Source organism: Propioniciclava sp. MC1595, assembly GCF_017569205.1.
Taxonomy (GTDB): Bacteria; Actinomycetota; Actinomycetes; order Propionibacteriales; family Propionibacteriaceae; genus Propioniciclava.
Window position 1 is genome coordinate 1,545,136 of sequence record NZ_CP071870.1, and the last position, 19,481, is coordinate 1,564,616.

General features: G+C 71.4%; 18 protein-coding genes and 1 pseudogene. 9 read left to right on the forward strand and 10 right to left on the reverse strand.

Translation table 11 applies throughout. The features are described 5' to 3' along the window. Nucleotides 1-28: 28 nt before the first annotated feature. From J4N02_RS07350 to J4N02_RS07375, 6 genes are read right to left on the reverse strand one after another with little or no spacing between them, the layout of a single operon-like run. Entirely contained in the window at nucleotides 29-928 is a 900-nt protein-coding gene (locus tag J4N02_RS07350) for a glycosyltransferase family 8 protein (RefSeq protein ID WP_188333372.1), read from the reverse strand. A gap of 23 nt (nucleotides 929-951) precedes the next feature. Further along, nucleotides 952-1,839 (reverse strand): glycosyltransferase, encoded by an 888-nt coding sequence (locus J4N02_RS07355; RefSeq protein WP_188333371.1) that lies wholly within the window; start codon nucleotides 1,837-1,839, stop codon nucleotides 952-954. Continuing rightward, nucleotides 1,836-2,696: a glycosyltransferase family 2 protein gene (locus J4N02_RS07360; RefSeq protein ID WP_188333370.1), complete on the reverse strand. Its 861-nt coding sequence runs from the start codon at nucleotides 2,694-2,696 to the stop codon at nucleotides 1,836-1,838. Before J4N02_RS07360 ends, J4N02_RS07355 begins: the two co-directional genes overlap by 4 nt. Beyond that, a complete protein-coding gene (locus J4N02_RS07365; RefSeq protein ID WP_188333369.1) occupies nucleotides 2,693-4,684 on the reverse strand; it encodes a glycosyltransferase in 1,992 nt (663 codons plus the stop codon). The genes J4N02_RS07360 and J4N02_RS07365 overlap by 4 nt, the downstream gene beginning before the upstream one ends. Next, the gene (locus J4N02_RS07370) at nucleotides 4,677-6,443 is read right to left on the reverse strand and encodes an ABC transporter ATP-binding protein (RefSeq protein ID WP_188333368.1); all 1,767 of its coding nucleotides are present in this window, start codon (nucleotides 6,441-6,443) and stop codon (nucleotides 4,677-4,679) included. The genes J4N02_RS07365 and J4N02_RS07370 overlap by 8 nt, the downstream gene beginning before the upstream one ends. Before the next feature lie 13 nt (nucleotides 6,444-6,456). Then, nucleotides 6,457-7,623: a glycosyltransferase family 4 protein gene (locus tag J4N02_RS07375; protein WP_208091175.1), complete on the reverse strand. Its 1,167-nt coding sequence runs from the start codon at nucleotides 7,621-7,623 to the stop codon at nucleotides 6,457-6,459. Between the two features lie 178 nt (nucleotides 7,624-7,801). On the opposite strand from J4N02_RS07375, the gene J4N02_RS07380 reads away from it, so the two are divergent. Genes J4N02_RS07380 through J4N02_RS07390 form a run of 3 tightly spaced genes read left to right on the forward strand, consistent with a single transcriptional unit; the run spans nucleotide 7,802 to nucleotide 11,524 of the window. Continuing rightward, a complete protein-coding gene (locus J4N02_RS07380; RefSeq protein ID WP_188333367.1) occupies nucleotides 7,802-9,349 on the forward strand; it encodes a polysaccharide biosynthesis tyrosine autokinase in 1,548 nt (515 codons plus the stop codon). Between the two features lie 5 nt (nucleotides 9,350-9,354). After that, the gene (locus J4N02_RS07385) at nucleotides 9,355-10,710 is read left to right on the forward strand and encodes a hypothetical protein (protein WP_188333366.1); all 1,356 of its coding nucleotides are present in this window, start codon (nucleotides 9,355-9,357) and stop codon (nucleotides 10,708-10,710) included. After that, nucleotides 10,700-11,524: a polysaccharide deacetylase family protein gene (locus J4N02_RS07390; RefSeq protein ID WP_188333442.1), complete on the forward strand. Its 825-nt coding sequence runs from the start codon at nucleotides 10,700-10,702 to the stop codon at nucleotides 11,522-11,524. Before J4N02_RS07385 ends, J4N02_RS07390 begins: the two co-directional genes overlap by 11 nt. On the opposite strand, the gene J4N02_RS07395 is transcribed toward J4N02_RS07390, so the two are convergent. Continuing rightward, entirely contained in the window at nucleotides 11,503-12,615 is a 1,113-nt protein-coding gene (locus J4N02_RS07395; RefSeq protein WP_188333365.1) for a glycosyltransferase, read from the reverse strand. The genes J4N02_RS07390 and J4N02_RS07395 overlap by 22 nt on opposite strands. A gap of 81 nt (nucleotides 12,616-12,696) precedes the next feature. Between J4N02_RS07395 and J4N02_RS07400 the strand changes: the two genes are divergently transcribed. After that, on the forward strand, nucleotides 12,697-13,683 hold the full coding sequence (locus J4N02_RS07400) for a GNAT family N-acetyltransferase (protein ID WP_188333364.1): 987 nt from the start codon (nucleotides 12,697-12,699) through the stop codon (nucleotides 13,681-13,683). Here the strand turns inward: J4N02_RS07400 and J4N02_RS07405 are convergent. Together J4N02_RS07405 and J4N02_RS07410 are read right to left on the reverse strand one after the other, a co-directional pair. Then, the gene (locus J4N02_RS07405; protein ID WP_182816161.1) at nucleotides 13,642-14,670 is read right to left on the reverse strand and encodes an O-antigen ligase; all 1,029 of its coding nucleotides are present in this window, start codon (nucleotides 14,668-14,670) and stop codon (nucleotides 13,642-13,644) included. The two genes, J4N02_RS07400 and J4N02_RS07405, sit on opposite strands and share 42 nt — an antisense overlap. Nucleotides 14,671-14,703: 33 nt before the next feature. Then, nucleotides 14,704-15,645: an NAD-dependent epimerase/dehydratase family protein gene (locus J4N02_RS07410; protein WP_188333363.1), complete on the reverse strand. Its 942-nt coding sequence runs from the start codon at nucleotides 15,643-15,645 to the stop codon at nucleotides 14,704-14,706. Nucleotides 15,646-15,720: 75 nt separating this feature from the next. Here J4N02_RS07410 and J4N02_RS07415 point away from each other — a divergent pair, with 75 nt between their 5' ends. The 5 genes and pseudogenes from J4N02_RS07415 to J4N02_RS17395 form a co-directional block, all read left to right on the forward strand. Continuing rightward, entirely contained in the window at nucleotides 15,721-16,650 is a 930-nt protein-coding gene (locus tag J4N02_RS07415; RefSeq protein ID WP_208091177.1) for a nucleotidyltransferase family protein, read from the forward strand. Next, nucleotides 16,647-16,922, forward strand: coding sequence for a PqqD family protein (locus J4N02_RS07420; RefSeq protein ID WP_188333362.1), 276 nt, complete (start codon nucleotides 16,647-16,649; stop codon nucleotides 16,920-16,922). Before J4N02_RS07415 ends, J4N02_RS07420 begins: the two co-directional genes overlap by 4 nt. Continuing rightward, nucleotides 16,919-17,602, forward strand: coding sequence for a low molecular weight phosphatase family protein (locus J4N02_RS07425; RefSeq protein WP_188333361.1), 684 nt, complete (start codon nucleotides 16,919-16,921; stop codon nucleotides 17,600-17,602). The genes J4N02_RS07420 and J4N02_RS07425 overlap by 4 nt, the downstream gene beginning before the upstream one ends. A gap of 142 nt (nucleotides 17,603-17,744) precedes the next feature. Further along, nucleotides 17,745-18,308 (forward strand): hypothetical protein, encoded by a 564-nt coding sequence (locus tag J4N02_RS07430; protein ID WP_188333360.1) that lies wholly within the window; start codon nucleotides 17,745-17,747, stop codon nucleotides 18,306-18,308. Between the two features lie 15 nt (nucleotides 18,309-18,323). Beyond that, nucleotides 18,324-18,575 (forward strand): annotated as a pseudogene (locus J4N02_RS17395) (NAD/NADP octopine/nopaline dehydrogenase family protein); the annotation flags it as partial. A 179-nt stretch (nucleotides 18,576-18,754) separates the two neighbouring features. Here the strand turns inward: J4N02_RS17395 and J4N02_RS07440 are convergent. After that, on the reverse strand, nucleotides 18,755-19,480 hold the full coding sequence (locus J4N02_RS07440; protein WP_188333359.1) for an IclR family transcriptional regulator: 726 nt from the start codon (nucleotides 19,478-19,480) through the stop codon (nucleotides 18,755-18,757). Between the last annotated feature and the right edge of the window lies 1 nt (nucleotide 19,481).

Consider the following 19,481-nt stretch of genomic DNA (forward strand, 5'->3'; position numbering starts at 1 on the left):
CTCCGAGTCTGGCGGCTACATGTCAGCGCTATCCTTCTCCCTGCGCTAGCGCCTTGAGCCACCGCAAAGAGCGTCCGGCCCCGCGGCGGAGGGTCGGGCGGAAGCCGCGCGCGGCGGGCGCAGGCGACGGTTCGAACCCAGCCCATGGGGTGTGCTCCTGGACGCCGAACCATTCGTCCGTGAACAGTGGTTGGGAGCCGAATTTCCATGGTTTCGCACGGCCTGCGAAGTGCGCGATATTGGGCGAGGAAGGCTCATGCTCGGGTTCCTGGAGGAAGTAGTCGGCGACGTAGGTGATGTAGTTCCACGTCCGATCCAGCGGAATCCAGTCTCCTGCCACAGCGGCATTGAGAGCTTCTTGGTCGGCAAGGGTCGCCTTGTCAAGGTGCTCACGGAGGTAGCGGGTCAGACGAGCAGTGACCTCGAGTTGCCGCCACCGTGCCATGTCGATGGTCAGCACTCCCGAGTTGAAGTACGGGGCCATGCTGGGAAGTCCCCACTCACGCCATCCGCCGACACCACCTTTCGAGGCGACGAATGGGGTCACGCGGCTTTGCACGGCACCCAAGGTCCGGCCAGCCAAGTCGATGTAATGCAGCGGGCGTGGGTCGTGGCGCACCAAGACGTCCCCATCCAGATAGACGCAGCGGTCGTCGTCGGGAAGGAGTCCGGGCGCGAGATAGCGAAGGAAGGCAGCTTCACTCACGTGGCCCGGGGGCACCCACGACGCATCGGACAGCCCCGTGCAATCGAGGAACTCCAGGCTTGCGTTGGTGGAGCAGGCCCGCAGCTTGGCTTGCGAGGCGGAGCCCAGGCCAACATGGAGGATCGCAATCCGATCGTCCGGCCCCAGGAAGCGGTCAAGCGATGCGACCGCGACGCCGGTCGGGTGGACGAACCCCTCATCCAGCGCGAACACGAACAGCACTCTCTATCTCCTGTCCCGGGTAGTCACAGTTGGAGGATTCGGGCGTGCAAGGCGCCTTCGATGACCCCGATCCGATTCGCCAGCACCCAGACCCACTTGAACCGCCCAGTCTTGTGACGGAGATCGGGCGCGTGCACGAGCAGCCAAGCCCAGGACCTGAGCCCTTCGTGCCGTTTGGGTCCGTCCAGTCCTAGAGAGCGGGCTTGCTCAGCCAGGACCGGTCGGCCTCGGCCGTACGCCCGTCCCTGCTTCCAGAGGTCCTTCAGGTCGTGGCGATAACGGTAGGAAATCACGGCGTCCGCTGCCGCGAAGCGCGCACCGACGGAATGGGCCCGCAGGGAGAACTCGATGTCCTCGAGCCCCACGAAGTCCTCGTCATACCCCGCGAGGCGCTCGAAGAGGGACTTCCTCATGCCACCGTTGCCTCCCGATGCGAAGGGGACCCGGCCGAACTTCGACAGTTGTCCCCTCGTGCCGCCGGGGCGCGTCGCGGCGAGCCAGGCGGGGTTCAACACGGTCGTGTCGTTGTACCCCGAGACGATGTCGGCCTGGTCAAGCGCCTCACCCATCGCCTTCACCCAGCCAGGCTGCACGACGTCGTCCCCGTCGCAGAAGGCGACCGCCTTGGCGTCCACTGCCCGGACGCCACTGTTGCGGGCGTAGGCGACGCCGCCGCGCGCGTCGGCCACCACCACCCGCACACCCCGGTCGGCGTACCCCTCCGCGACTGCGCGGGTGGCGTCCGTGGATCGGTTGTCAACAACCACGATGCCCCAAGGACGGGTCCAGCGTTCGGCGGTGAGGGCGTCGAGCTGGTCACCGAGCGTGTCCGCGACGTTGTGCGACGGGATGATCACTGCGAGGTCGAGGGGCACGGCGTCCGCGGTGGGGGCAAGCAGGGTTTCCGTCATCGGCGTGCCTCCAGACCGCCTCGTGCCTCACCGACGACCTGACCCGCGACCCACGCCCAGTGCAGGCGGCGCTCGCCGGCCAGCAGAGGGAGGCTCTTGACGAGCCAGGCCGAACGCCTCAGGTTCTGGACCAGCGGCCGGGATCGGGCGACCTCGGGCACCAGCGCGTCGATGCGGTGCCGGGACCTGCCATACGCCTTGGCCTGGCGGAAGACACCATCCCAGTCGGTGCGGAAGCGGTAGTGGACCAACGCGTCCTCGGCCCAGCCCAGGTCGATGCCTGCGCGCCAGCACCGGACGGCGATCTCGATGTCGCAGCCGATCAGGAACGTTTCATCGAAGCCGCCGACCTCGGCGAGGGCACCTCGCTGGTACCCCATGTTCGCGCCGTGCGCGAAGGGGACCGCGTCGTGGAGCAGCGGGCGCTGGCTGAAGAGCCGCTGCCCGCGCATCCCGGCTGCGGCCGGGGGGTTCAGGGTGAGGGTGTCCATGGGGCCCGTCAGGTAGCGCTCGGAGTGCAGGCCCCGGCGCATGGCGGTGGCCCAGCCCGTCGACACCCTGTCGTCGGCGTCGCAGAACGCGATGCGTTCGCTCCTGGCCGCCTGCCAGCCAACGTTGCGGGCATGCGGCTCGCCGGCCCGGTCGAAGGCCTCCACGACCCGGACCGGCCTGCCGCTGCCCTGCGACCACGCCCGGACGACGGCCTGGGTGTCGTCGGTGGAGCGGTTGTCCACGACGACGACTTCGACGGCGTCCTGGTCCGGGCCACTCGCGGCCAGGGCGTCCAGCTGCTCGCCGATCCATTCCGCGCCGTTGTAGGCAGGGATGACCACAGACAGGTCGTATTCGTGACTCACGCGAGCACCCCCTTCAACACGACTTCGACACGATCCACGATGCCTTCGGGGTCCATCTCATCACGGGCGGCATGCGCGCGGGCAGCATCCGACAGTCGTTCGTAGTACGTGGCGTCGTCCCAGACAGCCAGGATCGCGTCGACCCAGGTGTCCGTGGTCGCGGACGCCGCGACGAACACACCACCCGGGCCCACGGCCTCCGCCAGCGCAGGCTGGTCCAAGGCCACCACCGGGATGCCGTTGGCCTGGGCTTCGTGCACGACGCGGGGGCGGCCCGCCGGGTAGGTGGCGACCAGCAGGCGGGCGTCCGCGTACACCTCGGCGGGGGCGGGCGTGCGGTCGCGCACCTCGAGGTTGGACAGGTCGCGTGCCCAGTCGGACAGGGTGGCCACGTGGTCGTCTGGCAGGGGCCATGACACCTGCAGCACGCAGGGGATGTCGGGTCGACGAGCGGCGAGTGCGCGGACGATCTCGGGTCGGTTCTCGGCCACGGGGTTGACCAGCACGACGGCGGTCCGCAACGACTCGACCACCGGCGGGTGGATGATGGACGGGGCGACAACGACTTCACCCGCGCTGGGGGGCACCTCGGCCGCCAGCGCCCTGGAGTTGGCGAGGATCGCGTCCGGCGTCAGACCCGAGACGGTGAAGTGCGTCGCGGAGTGGTCCTCGCGCATGTACAGAACCCACGGGACGCCCGCCCGGGCGGCATCCGCCGCGATCCAGCGCATCTGCTCACGAGAGAAGCTGTTGGCCACCAGCACGTCCACCCGTCCGTCGCGGAGGAGGCCCCCGACGGCGTTCTCGGGGTGGTCGACGGACCAGACGCGCACCCCGGAATCCTCGGGAACGGGACGGAGGGTCCGCCCCACCGGGCGCAGGAGCGGCCGCAGGTCCAGGAACGGCAGACGTCGGCGCACCTTGATGACCGCGTTGACCGCCCGACCGAACGGCCCAGCGAGCTGGGCACGTCTCCCCAGCAGCGCGGTGACCCGGTGCCCACGCTCGGCGAGGCACCGGGCCAGCTCGAGCGTGCTGCGCGGCGCACCCCCTACGTCGACGCCGGACACGAACGCGATCGACAAGGACTCCGGCGTTGGGACAGCCTTGGGTGGGTTGGCGCCAGGTTGGTATTCGGGCCGGACACCCAGGCGTGCGCGCCACCCATCGTTCACCGCGCGGAGACGGCCGAGCAACACGCTCGGGGCCCGGTGGCGGACCGAGTGCGCAACGCCGCCGGCGAGGGAACGTCCTGCCGCGACGAGCGCCGGACCATGACCCACCCGTTCCTTCAGGATCCAGACCAGCGCGCGGGTCTTGTAGTACTCGCGCCACGGGGATCGGGTGGCGGCGCTGTTGGGAACGACGTGGAGGTCCGGACGGGGGGCGACACGGACCGGCCACCCCGCGCGGGCCAGCCGCAGGCCCAGGTCGAGGTCCTCGAACCCGAAGAACAGCCGGTCGTCGAAGAAGCCGACTTCGTCCAGGGCCCGCCACCGGTAGAGGGGGGCGCCCCCCGAGGCCAGGTACTCCACGGGTTCCGATTCGCCGGTCGGCGGCTCGACCCGTCGCAGACGGGCGCGGCGGCGGTCGAGGCGTGCTCCGCGGAGGCCCACCGCACCGAGGCGCTCGTGCCGTGACGCGACCTCGAGGAGGGACTCCACGATCGTGGGCGCCTGCAGCGGGTCGTCGTCGTCGAGGACCAGCAACCACGTGCCTCGGGCGGCCGGGTCTGCCGCAGCCACGTGCGCCGCGTGCGCCCAACCGCCAGCGGGTCCAAGGTTGGCACCGACGTGCGAGTACAGCAGCCGACCGGGCCAGACCCCCTGCAAGTCCCGGACGACGGCCTCCGCGGACCGATCCGGGTCGTTGTCGGCGACCACAGTGGTCGACGGGGGGATGGTCTGGCCGGCCAGCGAACTGAGGACGGTCCGGAGGCTGCCCTGCCGGCGGTAGGTGACAACGGCGACGTCGTAGGAGTCAACCATGTGTCGCCTCACCCTGAAGGCTGGGGCTTGCCGCCAGGTCGCCACCGAGGCCACGCATGCGCCGGTAGTAGGCACTGGAGGCCAGGGCTTCCGCGGCGGGAGCGTCCGTGGTGATGCGGCCGTCCTCGACGACGAGGATGCGGGTGCACTGGTCGAGGGTGGAGACGCGGTGGGCGATCATGATGATGGTGACCTCGCCGGTCAGGGCGGCAAGCGCTTCCTTCACCAGTGCCTCGCTCCGACCGTCGAGGGCTGAGGTGGGCTCGTCCATGACCAGGATGCGGGGGCTGCCCGCGAGGGCTCTGGCGATCGAGAGGCGCTGGCGCTGCCCGCCCGAGAGTTGGCTTCCACCCTGCCCGAGGTGCGTGTTGAAGCCCTGCGGGAGGGCGAGGATCTCGTCCAGCACGTTCGCCTGGCGGGCGGACCGCTCCACGTCCTCGTCGCTGATTCCGTCCCGGAAGAAGCGGATGTTCTCCACCACGGTGCCCGTGAACAGCACCGGGTCCTGGGGGACGAGGGCCATGTGGGAGGTCCACCATGAGCGATCCACTTCCCGGAGGTCGACCCCGGCCACGGCGACGACACCGGCCGTCGGGTTGCGCAATCCCAGGATCAACTGGATCAGGGTGGACTTGCCCGACCCCGATGGACCCACGATGCCGATGCTGTCGCCCCTGCGCACCTCGAGGGACACGTCCTTCAGCGCCGTGCGGTCGGGCGTGTAGGCATAGGAGACGTGCTCGAGGGCGAGCGGCATCTCGGTTGGGGGGACTGCCTCGCCGCCGCTGGCGCGGTTGGCTTCGTAGCGGCGCACGTTCGTGTCGACCTGCTCGAGGCGCGGCCAGTTGGAGGCGAGCGACACGCTCTGCGTCTGGACCTGTTGCCCGTAGGAGAGGGAACGCAGCATAAGCAGCATCACCGCCCCGAGGACCGTGGCGTCAAGGTTGCTGACGCCTTGGGCCAAGGCCACGCCCGCCAAGGCCGCACCGTAGGCCATGCTCACGTAGATGGGCGACACGACCAGGGACAGCGTGTCCACCGCGCGGCCGTGGCGCGCGTCGCGGGTCGAGAGGCGATCGACCGCCTGCTTGAACCGCCCTCGCACGCCGAACGAATGCATTTCCAGGCCCATGGACCCCAGTTCGCCGATGGATTCGGTGAAGGCAAGCGCACTCTTCGCGCGGATCTGTGCGCGGCGCCTGATCCAGCGCCGGAGGGGGATCATCGCGGAGCCGAGCAGGACCAAGCCCAGGGCCACCACTCCGGTCGAGGCGACATCGATGAGCAGCGAGGCGGCGATGAAGGCGGTGAGGCTCAAGCCGGCGGTGGCGATCCCCAGCACGTTGTTCACCACCGCGTTGGTCGAGGACGCGAATCCGATGACCCCCTGGAGCTTGCCGGAGGCCTCCTGCTGCTGCGTCGCCCAGTCGGCGTCGAGGTACCCCCAGGTGACACGCCTTCGCTGGCGGGTGAGGATCGCGGCCGTCGTCCTGGCCTCCAGCCAGGCGTTGCCGGTCGCCAGGAGGAGCCGCACCCCCAGCAACGCGACGCCCAGCACGAGCCAGGCATTGATGCTGAGCGGAGGAAGCACGCCGTCCGTGGTTGCGCCGAGGCTGACGGTGTCCGTCCCGGTGGCGATGCCCATGGCGATGCCCGTCATGCCCACCAGGAAGAAGGCCTCAACGAGCGAGCCGACGAATGAGCCGACCAGGAGCAGTACCAGGCTCGGGGCGTGCGGCCGTATCAGATCCCCAAGCATGCGGCGACCGGGGCTAGCCATCCTGGTCCACCGCCTCCACAACTCGAGCGTCCGAGGCGGCGGCCCCGTAGGCGGTGAGGGACGCCGACGCAATGCTTCTCTGGTCGAAGGCCTGACGCGCCCTCTCCTCGGCGGCGCCACCGAGCCGGGTCCGAAGGTTGGGGTCGTCAAGCAGGCGCGCCACGCCAGCGGTGAGGGCAGTGCCGTTCTGCGGATCGACCAGCAGCAGGTGGTCCTCGTGGGTGCCGATCTCGCGGCAGCCGCGGATGTCGGTCAGCGCCATCGGTCTCCCACACGCGGCGGCCTCCATGGACGCCCGCGAGAACCCCTCCCGGTACGACGCCAGCACGAACACGTCGAGCGCGGAGTACACGGCAGGCATGTCGGTGCGCTCACCGACGAAACGGATGGCGTCCTCGTGTGGGACCTGGGTGTCGGCGTCCGTCTCGTCGGCCGGGCCGACCCACACGAACGTGGCTCGGTCGCCCAGGGCGTGCGCCGCCTCTGCGAACTCGGCGAGCCCCTTCTCGCGGACCCGGCGCCCGATGGTCCCCACGAGCAACGCGTCATCCGCGATACCCCACTCGGCGCGCACGCGGGCACGTCCCTCGGGATCGAACCGGAATCGGTCCAGGTCGACTCCGTTGCCGACCACCTCCCAGCGGCCGGGCTTGAGGAAGCGGCGCAGGGTGCGGGCGTCCTCGGCGTTCTGGAACAGCTCGTAGTGCGAGAACCGGATCGCGAGCGCCTCGGCCCCGTAGACCAACGCGCGTTTCAACCAGCGATCCTCCGGCCGCGCCCAGAGGCCGTGGCAGGTGTTCACCACGACGGGAACCCCGGCGAGGCGACCCGCGATCCGCCCCATCACCCCGGCCTTCGGCGTGTGGGTGTGCAGCACGTCGAGCTTCAGCCGCCGGATGGTCCGGAAGAGCTCGAAGAAGGCCCGCAGGTCGCTCAGCAGCGACCACGAGCGCGTGAAGTGCCGGATCGGCACGTGCTCGACGCCCAGCCCCTCGACGCGCTCCACGTAGGGACCGGCCGCGCTGATGCCGAACACCGTGTGGCCCTGCTCGACGTCGACCTGCAGCTCGGTGGCCAGCAGGAGGGCCAGCGACATGTCCACCGTGGTCAGGTGGGCGAGGCGCAGCGGGGTGTCGCGGCTGGTGGACGCTGTGGGCACCGACCCATCGTGGCAAGGCATTCTTGGATTGGCAAAGTGGAGCATAACGCTGTTGCCGGTAGGATCAGCTCGGTTGTGCTCGTCAGGCCCTGGCGCGCAGGTCCCGGACTCGCCATGCGAAAGGTGGTTGCATGCTGCACCCCGCGGTCACACGTCCCTCGCGGAACGGGGGTGGCTCGTGAGCCTCCACGACTTCATCAAGATCCTGCGCCAGCGCTGGTGGGTGATCCTGCTCTGCACGCTGGTCGCCGCGGGCGCCATGTTCCTCGCCACCCCTGCCCGCACCGACACCACCCAGCGCATCGGCTCCTACACGGCCACCACGACGCTGCTGGTGGGGTATCGGGCCGACCCGGTCGAAACACCGGGGCGGGGGACGACAGCACCGCAGGCCCCGGTCGAACGGGCCTCGATGGCGCGGATCGCGTTGTTCATCACCACCGGCGAGGTGCCGCGGCGGGCCGCCCAGCGCCTCAACTACACCGGCGACCCGGCCGTGCTCGCCTCCGGAATCATCGTGGCGACCGACCCGGCGTCGGAGTCGATCACGATCTCCACCACGGCCGCCGACGGCAACCGGGCGGCCCTGGTGGCGAACACCTTCGCCGAGGAGGCCGCGGCGTTCTTCGCCGAGGCCCCGCCCGGCGCCGGTAGCGCCGAGCTCACGATGCTGCAGGAGGCCACCCCCATCCCCAACCAGAGCACGGCCGGCTTCGTGATCCCGCCCGACCGCAACATCCGCACCGCGCTGGCGGCCTTGGTGGGCCTGCTCGTGGGGTTGGCGATCGCGCTGGTGCTGGACCGCCTCGACTCGCGCCTGCGGACCCGGGCCGAGGTGTCCGACGCGCTGCGCATGCCGGTCATCGCCGAGGTCCCGCGGCTGCGCCGCGGCGACCGGGGCCAGGGGAAGATCCTCACGGTCAGCAAGCCGCTCAGCATCTATGCCGACGGGTACCGGGCCGCCCGCACGGCCCTCATGCACCTGCCGGCCCAGCAGGTGCCCGACGACTGGTCCCCGCGCCGCGCGGACGGTCAGGGCGAGCACGTCAAGCAGGCCCAGGTGATCCTCCTGAGCTCCGCCCACGCGGCCGAGGGCAAGAGCACCAGCGTCGCCAACCTGGCCGCGAGCTTCGCCGAGACCGGTCAGCGGGTGCTGGTGCTGGACGCCGACCTGCGCTCGCCCGACACGCACGTCAAGTTCGACGTGCCCCAGGGCGCGGGCATCTCCGACTACCTGACCGGGCGCGGCACGGTCGAACTCGCCGACATCGTGCGACCGACCAGCGTCGACGGCGTGTCGATCGTGACGGCCGGCACACGCCTGGACTACCCGGCGTCCCTGACCAGCCGCCTGGCACCGCTGATCGACGACGCCCGCCAGAGCGCGGACATCGTGCTGATCGACACCTCACCCTTGCTTGCGGCGAGCGACGTGTTCGACATCCTCCCCCTGGCCGACGCGATCGTGCTGGTCGTCCGTGCCGGGCGCCTCACCGAGAATGCCGCCCACCGCGTGGCCGAGCTGCTCGGACGCTTCCGCGTGCCGGTGACCGGGGCCATCCTCATCGCCGGCCACGTGCGCAAGGCCGACTACGGCTACGGCTACGGCGATGGGCCGAGTCGCGGCAAGTCGCGGCGAAGCCTCGCGGCCACCAGCGCGAGCCTGCCGCCGCGCGAGGAGGAGGAGTCCGAGGTCGACGCACGCCCCCGCCGGTCACGGGGGTAGCGGCGATGCGCGTCCTCGGCTGGGTGGCGGCGTTGGCCGTGGCCCTGTGGGGTCTGGTCACGTTCGCGCGTGTCTTCACGTGGGCGATGGACACCCAGTCCTACAACACCTGGGGAGCCATGTTCATGGTGCCGGTCGTGATCGCGCTCAACGGAGTGCTCATCGCCGCCGCAGCCAAGCGCCAGGGCGAGGCCTGGTTCACCCGCCTCCTGGTCACCGGCTTCCTCCTCAAGCTCGCCGGCATCAGTGCCCGCTACATCGTCGCCTACTACCTCTATGGCGGGCAGGCGGACGCCGAGGCGTACAACCTGTTCGCGATCGGCCACTACCTCGATTGGCGGCAGGGCGACATCTGGTGGGAGGCGTCCGGCAAGGTGGGCACCCTGAACATGGAGCTGATCACGACCGCGCTCTATGTCGTGATCGGCCCCAGCGTGATCACCGCGTTCTTCGTGTTCGGGTCGCTCGCGTTCTGGGGCGTGTACCTCATCTACCGGGCGTTCCGCGTCGCGCTACCCCAGGCCGACCACAAGCGGTACGCGCTGCTGGTCTTCCTGCTGCCCACGATCCTGTACTGGCCCTCCAGCATCGGCAAGGAGGCCTGGCTGATGCTGTTCGTGGGCGTGACCGCCTACGGCGCCGCGCGGTTCTTCAACCATGCGCTGGCCACCGGGCTGGCGCTGATCGCCCTCGGGGCGGCGGGCACGGCCCTGATCCGCCCGCACATCACGGTTCTCATGGTCGCGGCCCTCTTCGTCGCCCAAGTCGTCCGACCGACGACGAAGCGGTCGACGAGCATCCTGACCAAGGCCGCCGGCGTCTTCGTCATGGGCGTGGCCGCCGTGATCCTGGTCAGCGCGTCGGCCCAGTTCCTGGGGATCGACGACCTGAGCGCGCAGGCCGTGGCGGACCGGGTGGAGGACGCCGGCGGCCAGACCGCCCAGGGAGGCTCCGCCTTCACCCCCGTGCCGCTGGAGTCGCCGCTCGGTGTGCCGGCAGCGATCGTCACGCTGCTGTTTCGCCCGTTCCCCTGGGAGGCCAACGGGCTGCCCATGCTGGTGCAGAGCGCCGAGGGCCTGGTGCTGCTCGTGCTCACCGTCGCAGCGTGGCCGCGCCTCAAGGCCCTGCCGACCCTGCTGCGACGCAACCCGTACCTGGTGTTCGCGGTGGTCTACGCGCTGGCGTTCATCCTCGCCTTCTCGGGCTTCGCGAACTTCGGCATCCTGGCCCGGCAGCGGGTGCTGATGGTGCCGTTCTTCCTGGTTCTGCTGGCGCTGCCCAGGCCGCTGCCCAAGTCGGCGACCAAGAAGGCCACCCGTGACGCGACGAGGAAGGAGCTGGTCGGTGCGCATGCTTGGTGACCACGGCGTCCGCGGGGCCCTGAAGTCCGTGCTGGCCGCTCGCCCCTCGCGGCGGGACGCCCAGGGTGCGACCCTGCTCATCTACCACCGCGTCGGCGGCGGCACCACGAACGAGCTCGACGTCACCCCCGACGCGTTCGCACGCCACGTGGACGCCCTGGGCGGGCACGACGTCCTGTCCCTCGACGCCGCGCTCGACCGCCTGGACGCCGGCGATGCCACCCCCAGCGTGGTGCTGACCTTCGACGACGGGTTCGCGGACGTGTACCGCAACGCCTGGCCGTTGCTCCGCAAGCGGCGCCTACCGTTCACGATCTACCTCGCCACGGCGTACATGGGGGCGCCGATGCAGTGGGAGGGCGCCACGGCGAAGGGCGAGCCGGGGCGCGGCCTGTCCTGGGACCAGATCCACGAGATGGTCGACTCCGGGCTGTGCACGCTGGGCAACCACACCCACCGGCACGTGCGCCCCGAGGTGCTGACCGTCGAGGAACTCGACGCGTGCACGGCGGAGGTCTTCCGGTACACCGGGCTCAAGCCGCAGCACTTCACCTACCCGTGGGGCATCCCGGTCCCTGCCCTGGACGACGCGATGCGCCAGCGGTTCCGCAGCGCCTCCACGGGGGCGCTGGGCCGCAACCTCCCCGGGGTCGACCACGCCCGCCTCTACCGGGTGCCGGTGCGCCGCACCGACCCAGACCGCTTCTTCGCCGCCAAGCTCGCCGGCAACCTCGGCCCCGAGACGGCGTACGCCGGCCTCGTCGATGCCGCCAAGACGCTCACCGGACGCCGTCAGCGCGCCAGTTCGGCGTAGACCTCCTCCTGCACCGCGACGGCGGCCCGGATGTCGTAGTCGGCGGCGCGCGCCCTCGCGGCTTCGGCCATCCGCAGCCGCAACGCGTCGTCCCCGGCCACCCGCACCAGCGCGGACGCCAGGGCGTCGGCGTCCCCCGGCGGGACGAGCAGCCCCTCGACGCCTTCGCGCACCTGGTGGGGCAGCCCGCCCACGTTGGTGGCGACCACGGGCAACCCGGCGGCGAAGGCCTCCATCACCGCCACGGGCAGGCCCTCGTGGGCCGAGCCTAGGGTGAAGAGGTCGGCGGCCGCCATCAGCTCGTGCACGTCGCGACGGTAGCCGAGCAGGTGGAACCGCTCGCCGAGGCCCAGCTCGGCCTTGAGCGACCGCACCTCGTCGGCGAGCGGCCCCTGGCCGACGGCGGCGAACCGCAGGCGCGGCTCGACCGCGACGGCACGGTGGGCGGCGCGGAGGAGGTTCGGGTAGTCCTTGTTGCGGCGCAGGTTCGCCACGGTCAGGGCCAGCACCTCGCCCTCGGCGATGCCGAGCTCGGCGCGCAACCGGGACCGGGCGTCCGGGTCGACGGGCACCGCCTCGGTGTCGATGCCGTGGATGAGCACCTCGTAGCCGGCCTGCCGCGAGGGCCACATCGTGTCGCGCACCTGGTCGGAGACGGCCCAGTGGTGGGCGTCCAGCGGGGTGGTGAGCCCGTTGAGCAGGCGCGTGGGCAGGCGGTGGCTGCTCCACTCGTTGTGCTCGGTGACCACCACGGCGGGCCGGTGCGAGGGGGGCAGGGAGCGCGCCACGAGCCGGGCGGCAGACGCCAGCGCGGGGGAGTGCACGTGCACGACGTCGGCGCCGGCCATGATCCGCCGCAGGTCGGCGGGCCAACCGCGCCCGCCCTCGCCCAGCCGCTCGGGCTGCCAGCCCAGCGCCTCGAACTCGGGGATGAGGTGGGTCTTGTCGGGGCGCACGTAGGCGAGCCGGTAGGTGAACCGCTCGCGGTCGGCGACCTTCGCCGCCAGGAGCAGGAGCTGTTCGGCCCCGCCCGGCCCGAGCCCCTTGATCAGCCACAGCACCCGGGGCCTGGCAGGAATGGTGGGGGCCATGACGTCCTCCGTCCGCTGGGTTTCCGGGGCGGGACGCCCACCCCCTAGGCTTTGGGCAGCCTACCAACGCCGGGAGGACCCATGCCCAAGCTCACGCCCGCCGACCTCGAGATCCGGTCGGCGCAGCCCGGGGACGACCCCGTGGTCATACCGATGTTGCGCGAGTCGCTGAAAAAGGGCGACGACCCGCACTACGAGGCGTTCCTGCGCTGGAAGCACCGGGAGAACTCGTTCGGTGAGTCTGCGGCGTGGGTGGCGCTCCACGAGGGCCGGGCGGTGGGCTACCGCACGCTCATGCGCTGGCGGTTCGTGAACGACGAGGGCAAGAAGGTGACCGGGGTCCGGGCGGTCGACACCGCGACCCACCCCGACTACCAGGGGCTCGGCATCTTCCGCACCCTCACCCTGCGCGGCGTCTCCGAGCTGACGCTCGCGGGGGACGGGATCGTGTTCAACACCCCCAACGACCAGAGCCGCCCCGGCTACCTGAAGATGGGCTGGAGCGTCGTGCGGCGCCTGCCTGTGGGCGTGCTGCCGGCCAACCCTGCGGCGCTGCCGAAGATGGCGCGCTCAATGGTGCCGGCCAACCTGTGGTCGGAGGAGACCCGCGCCGGGCTCGACGCCGTGGAGGCGTTCACCGACCGGAGCGTCTCCGAGGCACTGCTGGCTCACGCCCCGACCAAGGGGTTTCGCACCGACCGCACGCCCGAGCACCTCGCCTGGCGCACCTCGTTCGGTCCACTGCGCTACCGGGTGCTGCTCGCCTCGCCCTCGGACCCGGCTGAGGGTGGCGTCGTGTTCCGCTTGCGCCGCCGGGGTGACACCGTCGAGGCGGCCATCATCGAGCAGCTGGTGCCCGACTACCGCACCGGCGCGCGCCTCGTCGCGAGAGTGTTGCGGGAGACCGGCGCCGACTACGCGATCGGGCTGCGGACAGGGCCCTCGGCTGGCTTGGTGCCGCTGCCCGTGCCGGGTGCCGGGCCGCTGCTGACGTCCCGCCCGCTGGCGGCCTCGCCGCCGCCGGCGTCAGCCTGGTGTCTCACGCTGGGCGACATCGAGCTGTTCTGAATCTCGGATCTTGTGGGCCGAAGAGCCTGCCCACCCCAGGACCAGGCCCGCGACGAGGGCCATCCCGGGGTGGTCGAGGAGGTGGTCCATGAGCGAGTGCACCCACAGGGCCGTCCAGGCGGCTGAGGCCAGGACGCCGTGGGGGGCGCTGATCCGAACGCCCACCAGGTAGCCGAGGACGATGAGCAGTATCAGGATCACGACGCCGACCAGGCCCAGCTCGGCGGCGACCTGGAGAGCGACCGAGTGAGCCGAAACCAGGTCGGCGTCGACGGCGTAGGGGTTGGCCTCGGCGAACGAGCCTGGCCCCGACCCGATGACGGGGCTGCGCGACCACAGGGCGAGCGCCGTCGTCCAGAGGTCCTGGCGCACACGGCTGAGGGCCCTGACGGCCAGGTCGGGCCACGCGGATGCCGTGGCTAGCCTCAGAAAACCGTAGACGGCGCCAACCAGTGTTGACACCCCCAGCGCCACGGCCCACCAGCTGCGGCGGGACGGCCGGACCAGCATGACCACGACCGCGAGGGCCACCGGGATCGCCACCAGGATGCCCGCCTGGGAGCCGTGGTGCACCACCGCGAAGGCGGACGCCGCCAGCGCCACCGTGTACAGGGTGCGGCTCCAACGGTCGTGGTGGGCGCCGAGCAGGACGAGGGCGATGAGCACCATCACCTGGATGGCCGCGGCCGAGTTCGCGTTGGGGTAACCCAGCGGCGGGGGGCCGGGCGCGAGCCGGAGCCCCACCCCCGGCAGCAGGGCCACCAACAGGAACAGCAGGGAGGCGTCCAGCCACAGCGGGCGGGGAGCGGGGGCGGGTGGGTCGGCGTCCGATTTCGCCGCGACGCGTCCGAGCAGGACGCCCGCCACGAGGACCAGGGGCGCGACGACGTAGACCGAGTCCAGCCGGACGGGCCGACCGTTCAGGGCCGACGCCAACAGGACCCAGATCAGCCACACCGCGGTGACAGTGATCCAGGCCGTGTCCACTGGGCGAGGGAGGCGGGCCCGGTTCATGGGTCGTTACCGGTAGTCGGGCAGGGTGCGGAACCAGTCGACGGTGGCCCGAACCCCTTCCTCCAACGGCACGGGCTGCACCTCGGGGAACAGCGCCCTCAGCCGGCTGTTGTCGGCCTGGGAGTCGCGGACGTCCCCGGCGCGCGGCTCGGTGTGGTTCACCTGCGGCTGGGTGCCGAGGGCCTCACCGATCATCGTGATGAGGGTGTTCAACGAGGTGCGGGAACCGAAGGCCAGGTTCACCGGGTCGAGGTCGTGCACGCCCCGGATCGCGGCGTCCGCCAGCACGCGCGAGACCGTGCCGACGTAGGTGAAGTCGCGGGTCTGCTCGCCGTCGCCGTGCACGGTGAGGGGAACCCCGCGCAGGGCCGCGTCCACGAACGCGGGCATGACGGCCGCGTACGCGTGCCCGGCCGGCTGCAGCGGGCCGTACACGTTGAAGAAGCGGAACGCGAGGGTGGGCAGGCCGTAGGTGTGGCCGAAGGATAGTGCGTACGCCTCGGTGGCCTGCTTGCTCACCGCGTAGGGGGAGATCGGCGCGGTGCGCATGGACTCGCGCTTGGGCAGCTCCCGGTTCGCGCCGTACACCGACGAAGAGCTCGCCACGACGACGGGGATGTTGCCCGCACGGCGGGCCGCCTGCAGCACCTCGAGCGTGCCGGTCGCGTTGGCATGGTGGGAGGCCACCGGATCCAGCACGGACCGGGGGACCGACGGCAGGGCCGCGAGGTGCACGACCGCGTGGGCCCCGTCGAAGGCGCGGTCGAGGGCGTCCGGGTCGAGGACGGTCTCGACCATCAGGTCGGCGCCCACACCGTCGAGGTTGGCGCGGTTGCCGGTGGACAGGTTGTCGAAGGCGACCACGTGGCTCACCCTGGGTCGGGTGAGCAGCTCGCGTGCGAGGTTGGACCCGATGAATCCGGCGCCGCCGGTGACCACGATCTTCACGCTCGCGAACCTATCACCGACGGGGTTGCGCGCTTCGACGGGCCCGGCCAGCCGGACGTGCGTAAGCTGCGGCGGGTGGGGGAGATCGAGTACATGCCGCTGCTGGCCGGTGTGCCTCTCGCCGCGGCCACGCTGCAGGTGATCGCCGAGGATGCGGGCGTCGACATCCTCCACGTGAAGGGCGCCGCGGTGGATCCCGTTCTGCTGCAACACGAGGTTGCCCTCGACCCCGTCAGCGGAGCGCCGGTCACCCGCCGGGTGCCCCGCAACAGCGTGGACGCGGACGTGCTGGTGCGCCCCAGCCACGTGAAGCGCTTCTTCGCCGCGATGGCTGCCCACCGCTGGACGATGGTCTACCGGTTCGAGGACGGCTCGGCCTTCGAGCACGCGTCCACGTGGATCCGCCCGGGCGTGTGCCACGCCGACGTCCATCGGACCTTCCCCGGCATCGGCCTCGACCGCGAGCAGGCGTTCGACCTGTTGTGGGCGTCCCGGCACACCACCGTCATGGCCGGCCAGGCGTGCCCGGTGCCGAGCCTGCCCGCCCAGCGGCTCATCCTGATCCTCCACGCCGTCCGCGGCGGCGAGTTGGACAGCCGCGACATCGAGCGGGCCTGGGGCCAGGCGTCCGACGACGAGCGCGCCGAGGTGGACGCGCTGGCCCGGACCCTGCGCGCCGAGGTCGCCCTCGCCGCGGCCACCGGGCGGCTGGAGGAGCACCGCACGGCACGCGAGTACCAGCTGTGGAAGGCGCTTTCGACGCAGAACACCTCCCGCGCCACCCTGTGGCTCGCTCGGGTGAAGGCTCAGCCCACACCGCTGCACGCGCTGCGGTCGGCGTTCCACCTCATCGCGCCCAAGCGGGATCGGCTCGAGCGGGAACTGGGTCATAAACCCGGGCCCGTCCACATGGCCCGCGCGTGGGTGCACCAACTGGGGCTCGCGGCGTCCGAACTCGGTCGGCTCGCCGGCCGGGCAGCGCGGCGCGTGCGGAGGTTGCGTTGACCCACCACATCCCCCACCGCCTGGGCCACGTCACGCTGCCGCCCGAGAATGGACGGCCCGTCGTGGTCTACCTCATGCCGTTGCCGGACGGCGACCCGGTCGGCCTGCACGGCACCGCGGCCCTGATCTGGAGCATCGCGGCCGAGGGTGAGCCGGACGTGCCTGCCGCGCTGGCCGAGTTGCTGGCCGTCCCTGCCGACACCGTGCGCGGCGACGTGGAGCGCTTCCTGACCGACCTCGTCGCCCAGGGACTCCTGGAGGAGGCGCGATGAGCGAGGCAAAGGGGGGCCGCAGCACCGGGACCCACCCGCCCCTGCGCGTGCTGTTCGTGTGCACCGCCAACATCTCCCGCTCGCCGTACGCCGAGCGCCGCGCCCGCCAGGTGCTGCCCGACGGCACCGACCCGGGCATCACCTTCGCCAGCGCCGGCACCCCCGGCTACCCGGGGCGGGGGATGGACCCCGAGATGGAGGCACTGCTCGTCGCTCGGGGCGGGGACGCGTCCGGGCACACCAGCCGCGGGGTGGACCAGGAGCTGATGCGCCGTGCCGACCTGATCGTCGCCTTCGAGTTCGCCCAGCACATGCGCCTGCTGGACGCGTTCCCGGAGCACCGCCGTGTCATCGTGGGCCTGCAGCAGGCCGCGCGGGCCGTGCGCGCCCTCGACGAGCTGGACGGCGTCGGCAGGGCCGGGCTCGATGTGGTGGACCGGGTGGACCGGCTGGTCGCGGCCGCCGGCCCGGACTCGATGAGCCTCGACGTCGAGGATCCCTACAACCGTGGCCCCAGAGCCGCGCGGGCCTGTGCCGACGAGATCGACGGACTGCTCGACGTGTTGTTGCCCTACCTCGCGGGCCGGACCCTGCCCACCTTGGCTATGCCCCCGGTGGAGCCGGAGCGACGGCGTCCGGGTTGGCCGTGGCGACGGGCCCCGCGCCGCGCCCTGCCGTAGCCCCGGGTGTCGGGCAAGGCTCTCTTCGTGTGGCGTCAACGGTGCGCGGATGCGGGAGGATCGACCCATGCGCATCACGATCATGGGTTCGGGCAACGGCGCCACCGCGGCCGCCTTCGAGTGGGCAGCGGCCGGCCACTAGGTGTCGCTCTGGGACTTCGAGCGGTTCGACGCCAACATCGCCGCCATCGCGGCGTCCGGCACCATCGAGGGCCGGGTGAAGTTCGAGGGCCGGGTGGGCATCCACTACGCCGGACACGACCTCGACCGCGCCCTGGAGGGGGCCGAGCTGGTCCTGCTCGTCGGCCCGGCGTACGCGCACGAGGCGATGGGGGAGGCCCTGAGCGGCCGGCTCACCACCGAGGCCGCCTACTGCATGCTGCCCAGCGCCTGCAACGGCGCCGTGGTGCTCAGGATGAGCCTCGGCCTGGACCTGCTGGACGACACCTACCTGATCGGTGAGACCAGCACCCTGCCCTACGGTTGCCGGCTGGTGGAGCCGGGCGTCGTCCGGGTCACGACGCGCGTGCTGGACGGGCTGTTCGTGGCCGCTCTGCCCAGCGCACGGACTCCGGAGCTGCTGGCGAAGCTGCAGATGGTGTGGCCGCAGGCGGAGGCCGCTCGCAACGTGCTGCAGACGACGCTGCAGAACGCCAACCCGGTGCTGCACCCGGCGATCATGCTGCTCAACGCGTCCCGCATCTAGAACACCGGCGGCGACTTCCTGTTCTACACCGAGGGGGTGACGCCGGCGTCCGCACGGCTGATCGAAACCCTCGACGGCGAGCGCATCGCGCTGGGCCGGGCCCTCGGCGTCGAGGTCGTGCCGGACCCCGAGCTGGGCCTGCGGCAGGGGTACCTGTCGGAGGCGACCTACCTGAAGGGCTACAACCAGGGCATCGGGTTCGCCGGGTCGCGGGCGCCGTCGTCGCTGGAGTTCCGCTACCTGACCGAGGACGTGCCCTACGGGCTGGTTTTCACCTCGGAGTCGCGAAGGAGGTCGGTGTGCCGACCCCCGGGATCGACGCGGTCATCACGCTGGCGTCCATCGTGCTGGGCACCGACTTCCGCGCCCAGGGCAAGCGCTTGCCCCGTGACCTCGGGTGGGGGACCTCACGCCCGAACGAGTGCGGGCCCTGTAGACGTCATGGTTCAGCTGTCGCCGCTGCGGCGCAGCACCTCCGACAGGCGCTCGGCGGCGGCCATGACCGCCGGGGCGTGGAGGCGTCCGGGCTGGCGGGTGAGGCGCTCGATCGGACCGGACACGCTCACGGCCGCGATGACCTTGCCGTTGGGGGAGCGCACCGGGGCCGAGACCGAGGCCACGCCGGCCTCCCGCTCGGCCACGGACTGCGACCAGCCGCGGCGACGGACTGTCGACAGGGCGACGGCGGAGAACGTCGCGTTGGTGAGGCCACGCTGGATGCGCTCCGGGTCCTCCCAGGCGAGCAACACCTGGGCGGCCGAACCGGCGTTCATGGTGAGCTGCGTGCCGACGGGCACGGTGTCACGCAGGCCCGAGGGCCGCTCGGCGGTCGCAGCACAGATGCGGAAGTCACCCTGACGGCGGAACAGTTGGGCGGACTCGCCGGTGATGTCGCGCAGGCGCGCCAGCACCGGGCCGGCGGTGGCGAGCAGGCGGTCCTCGCCGGCGGCGGCGGCCAGTTCGGTGAGGCGAGGCCCGAGTACGAAGCGGCCCTGCAGGTCGCGGCTGACGAGCCGGTGGTGTTCGAGCGCCACGGCGAGCCGGTGGGCCGTGGGGCGGGCGAGGCCGGTCGCGGTCACGAGGCCCGCGAGCGTCGTGGGGCCCTGCTCGAGGGCGGTGAGCACCTGGGCGGCCTTGTCGAGGACGCCGACGCCTGAAGAACCTGTGTCCATA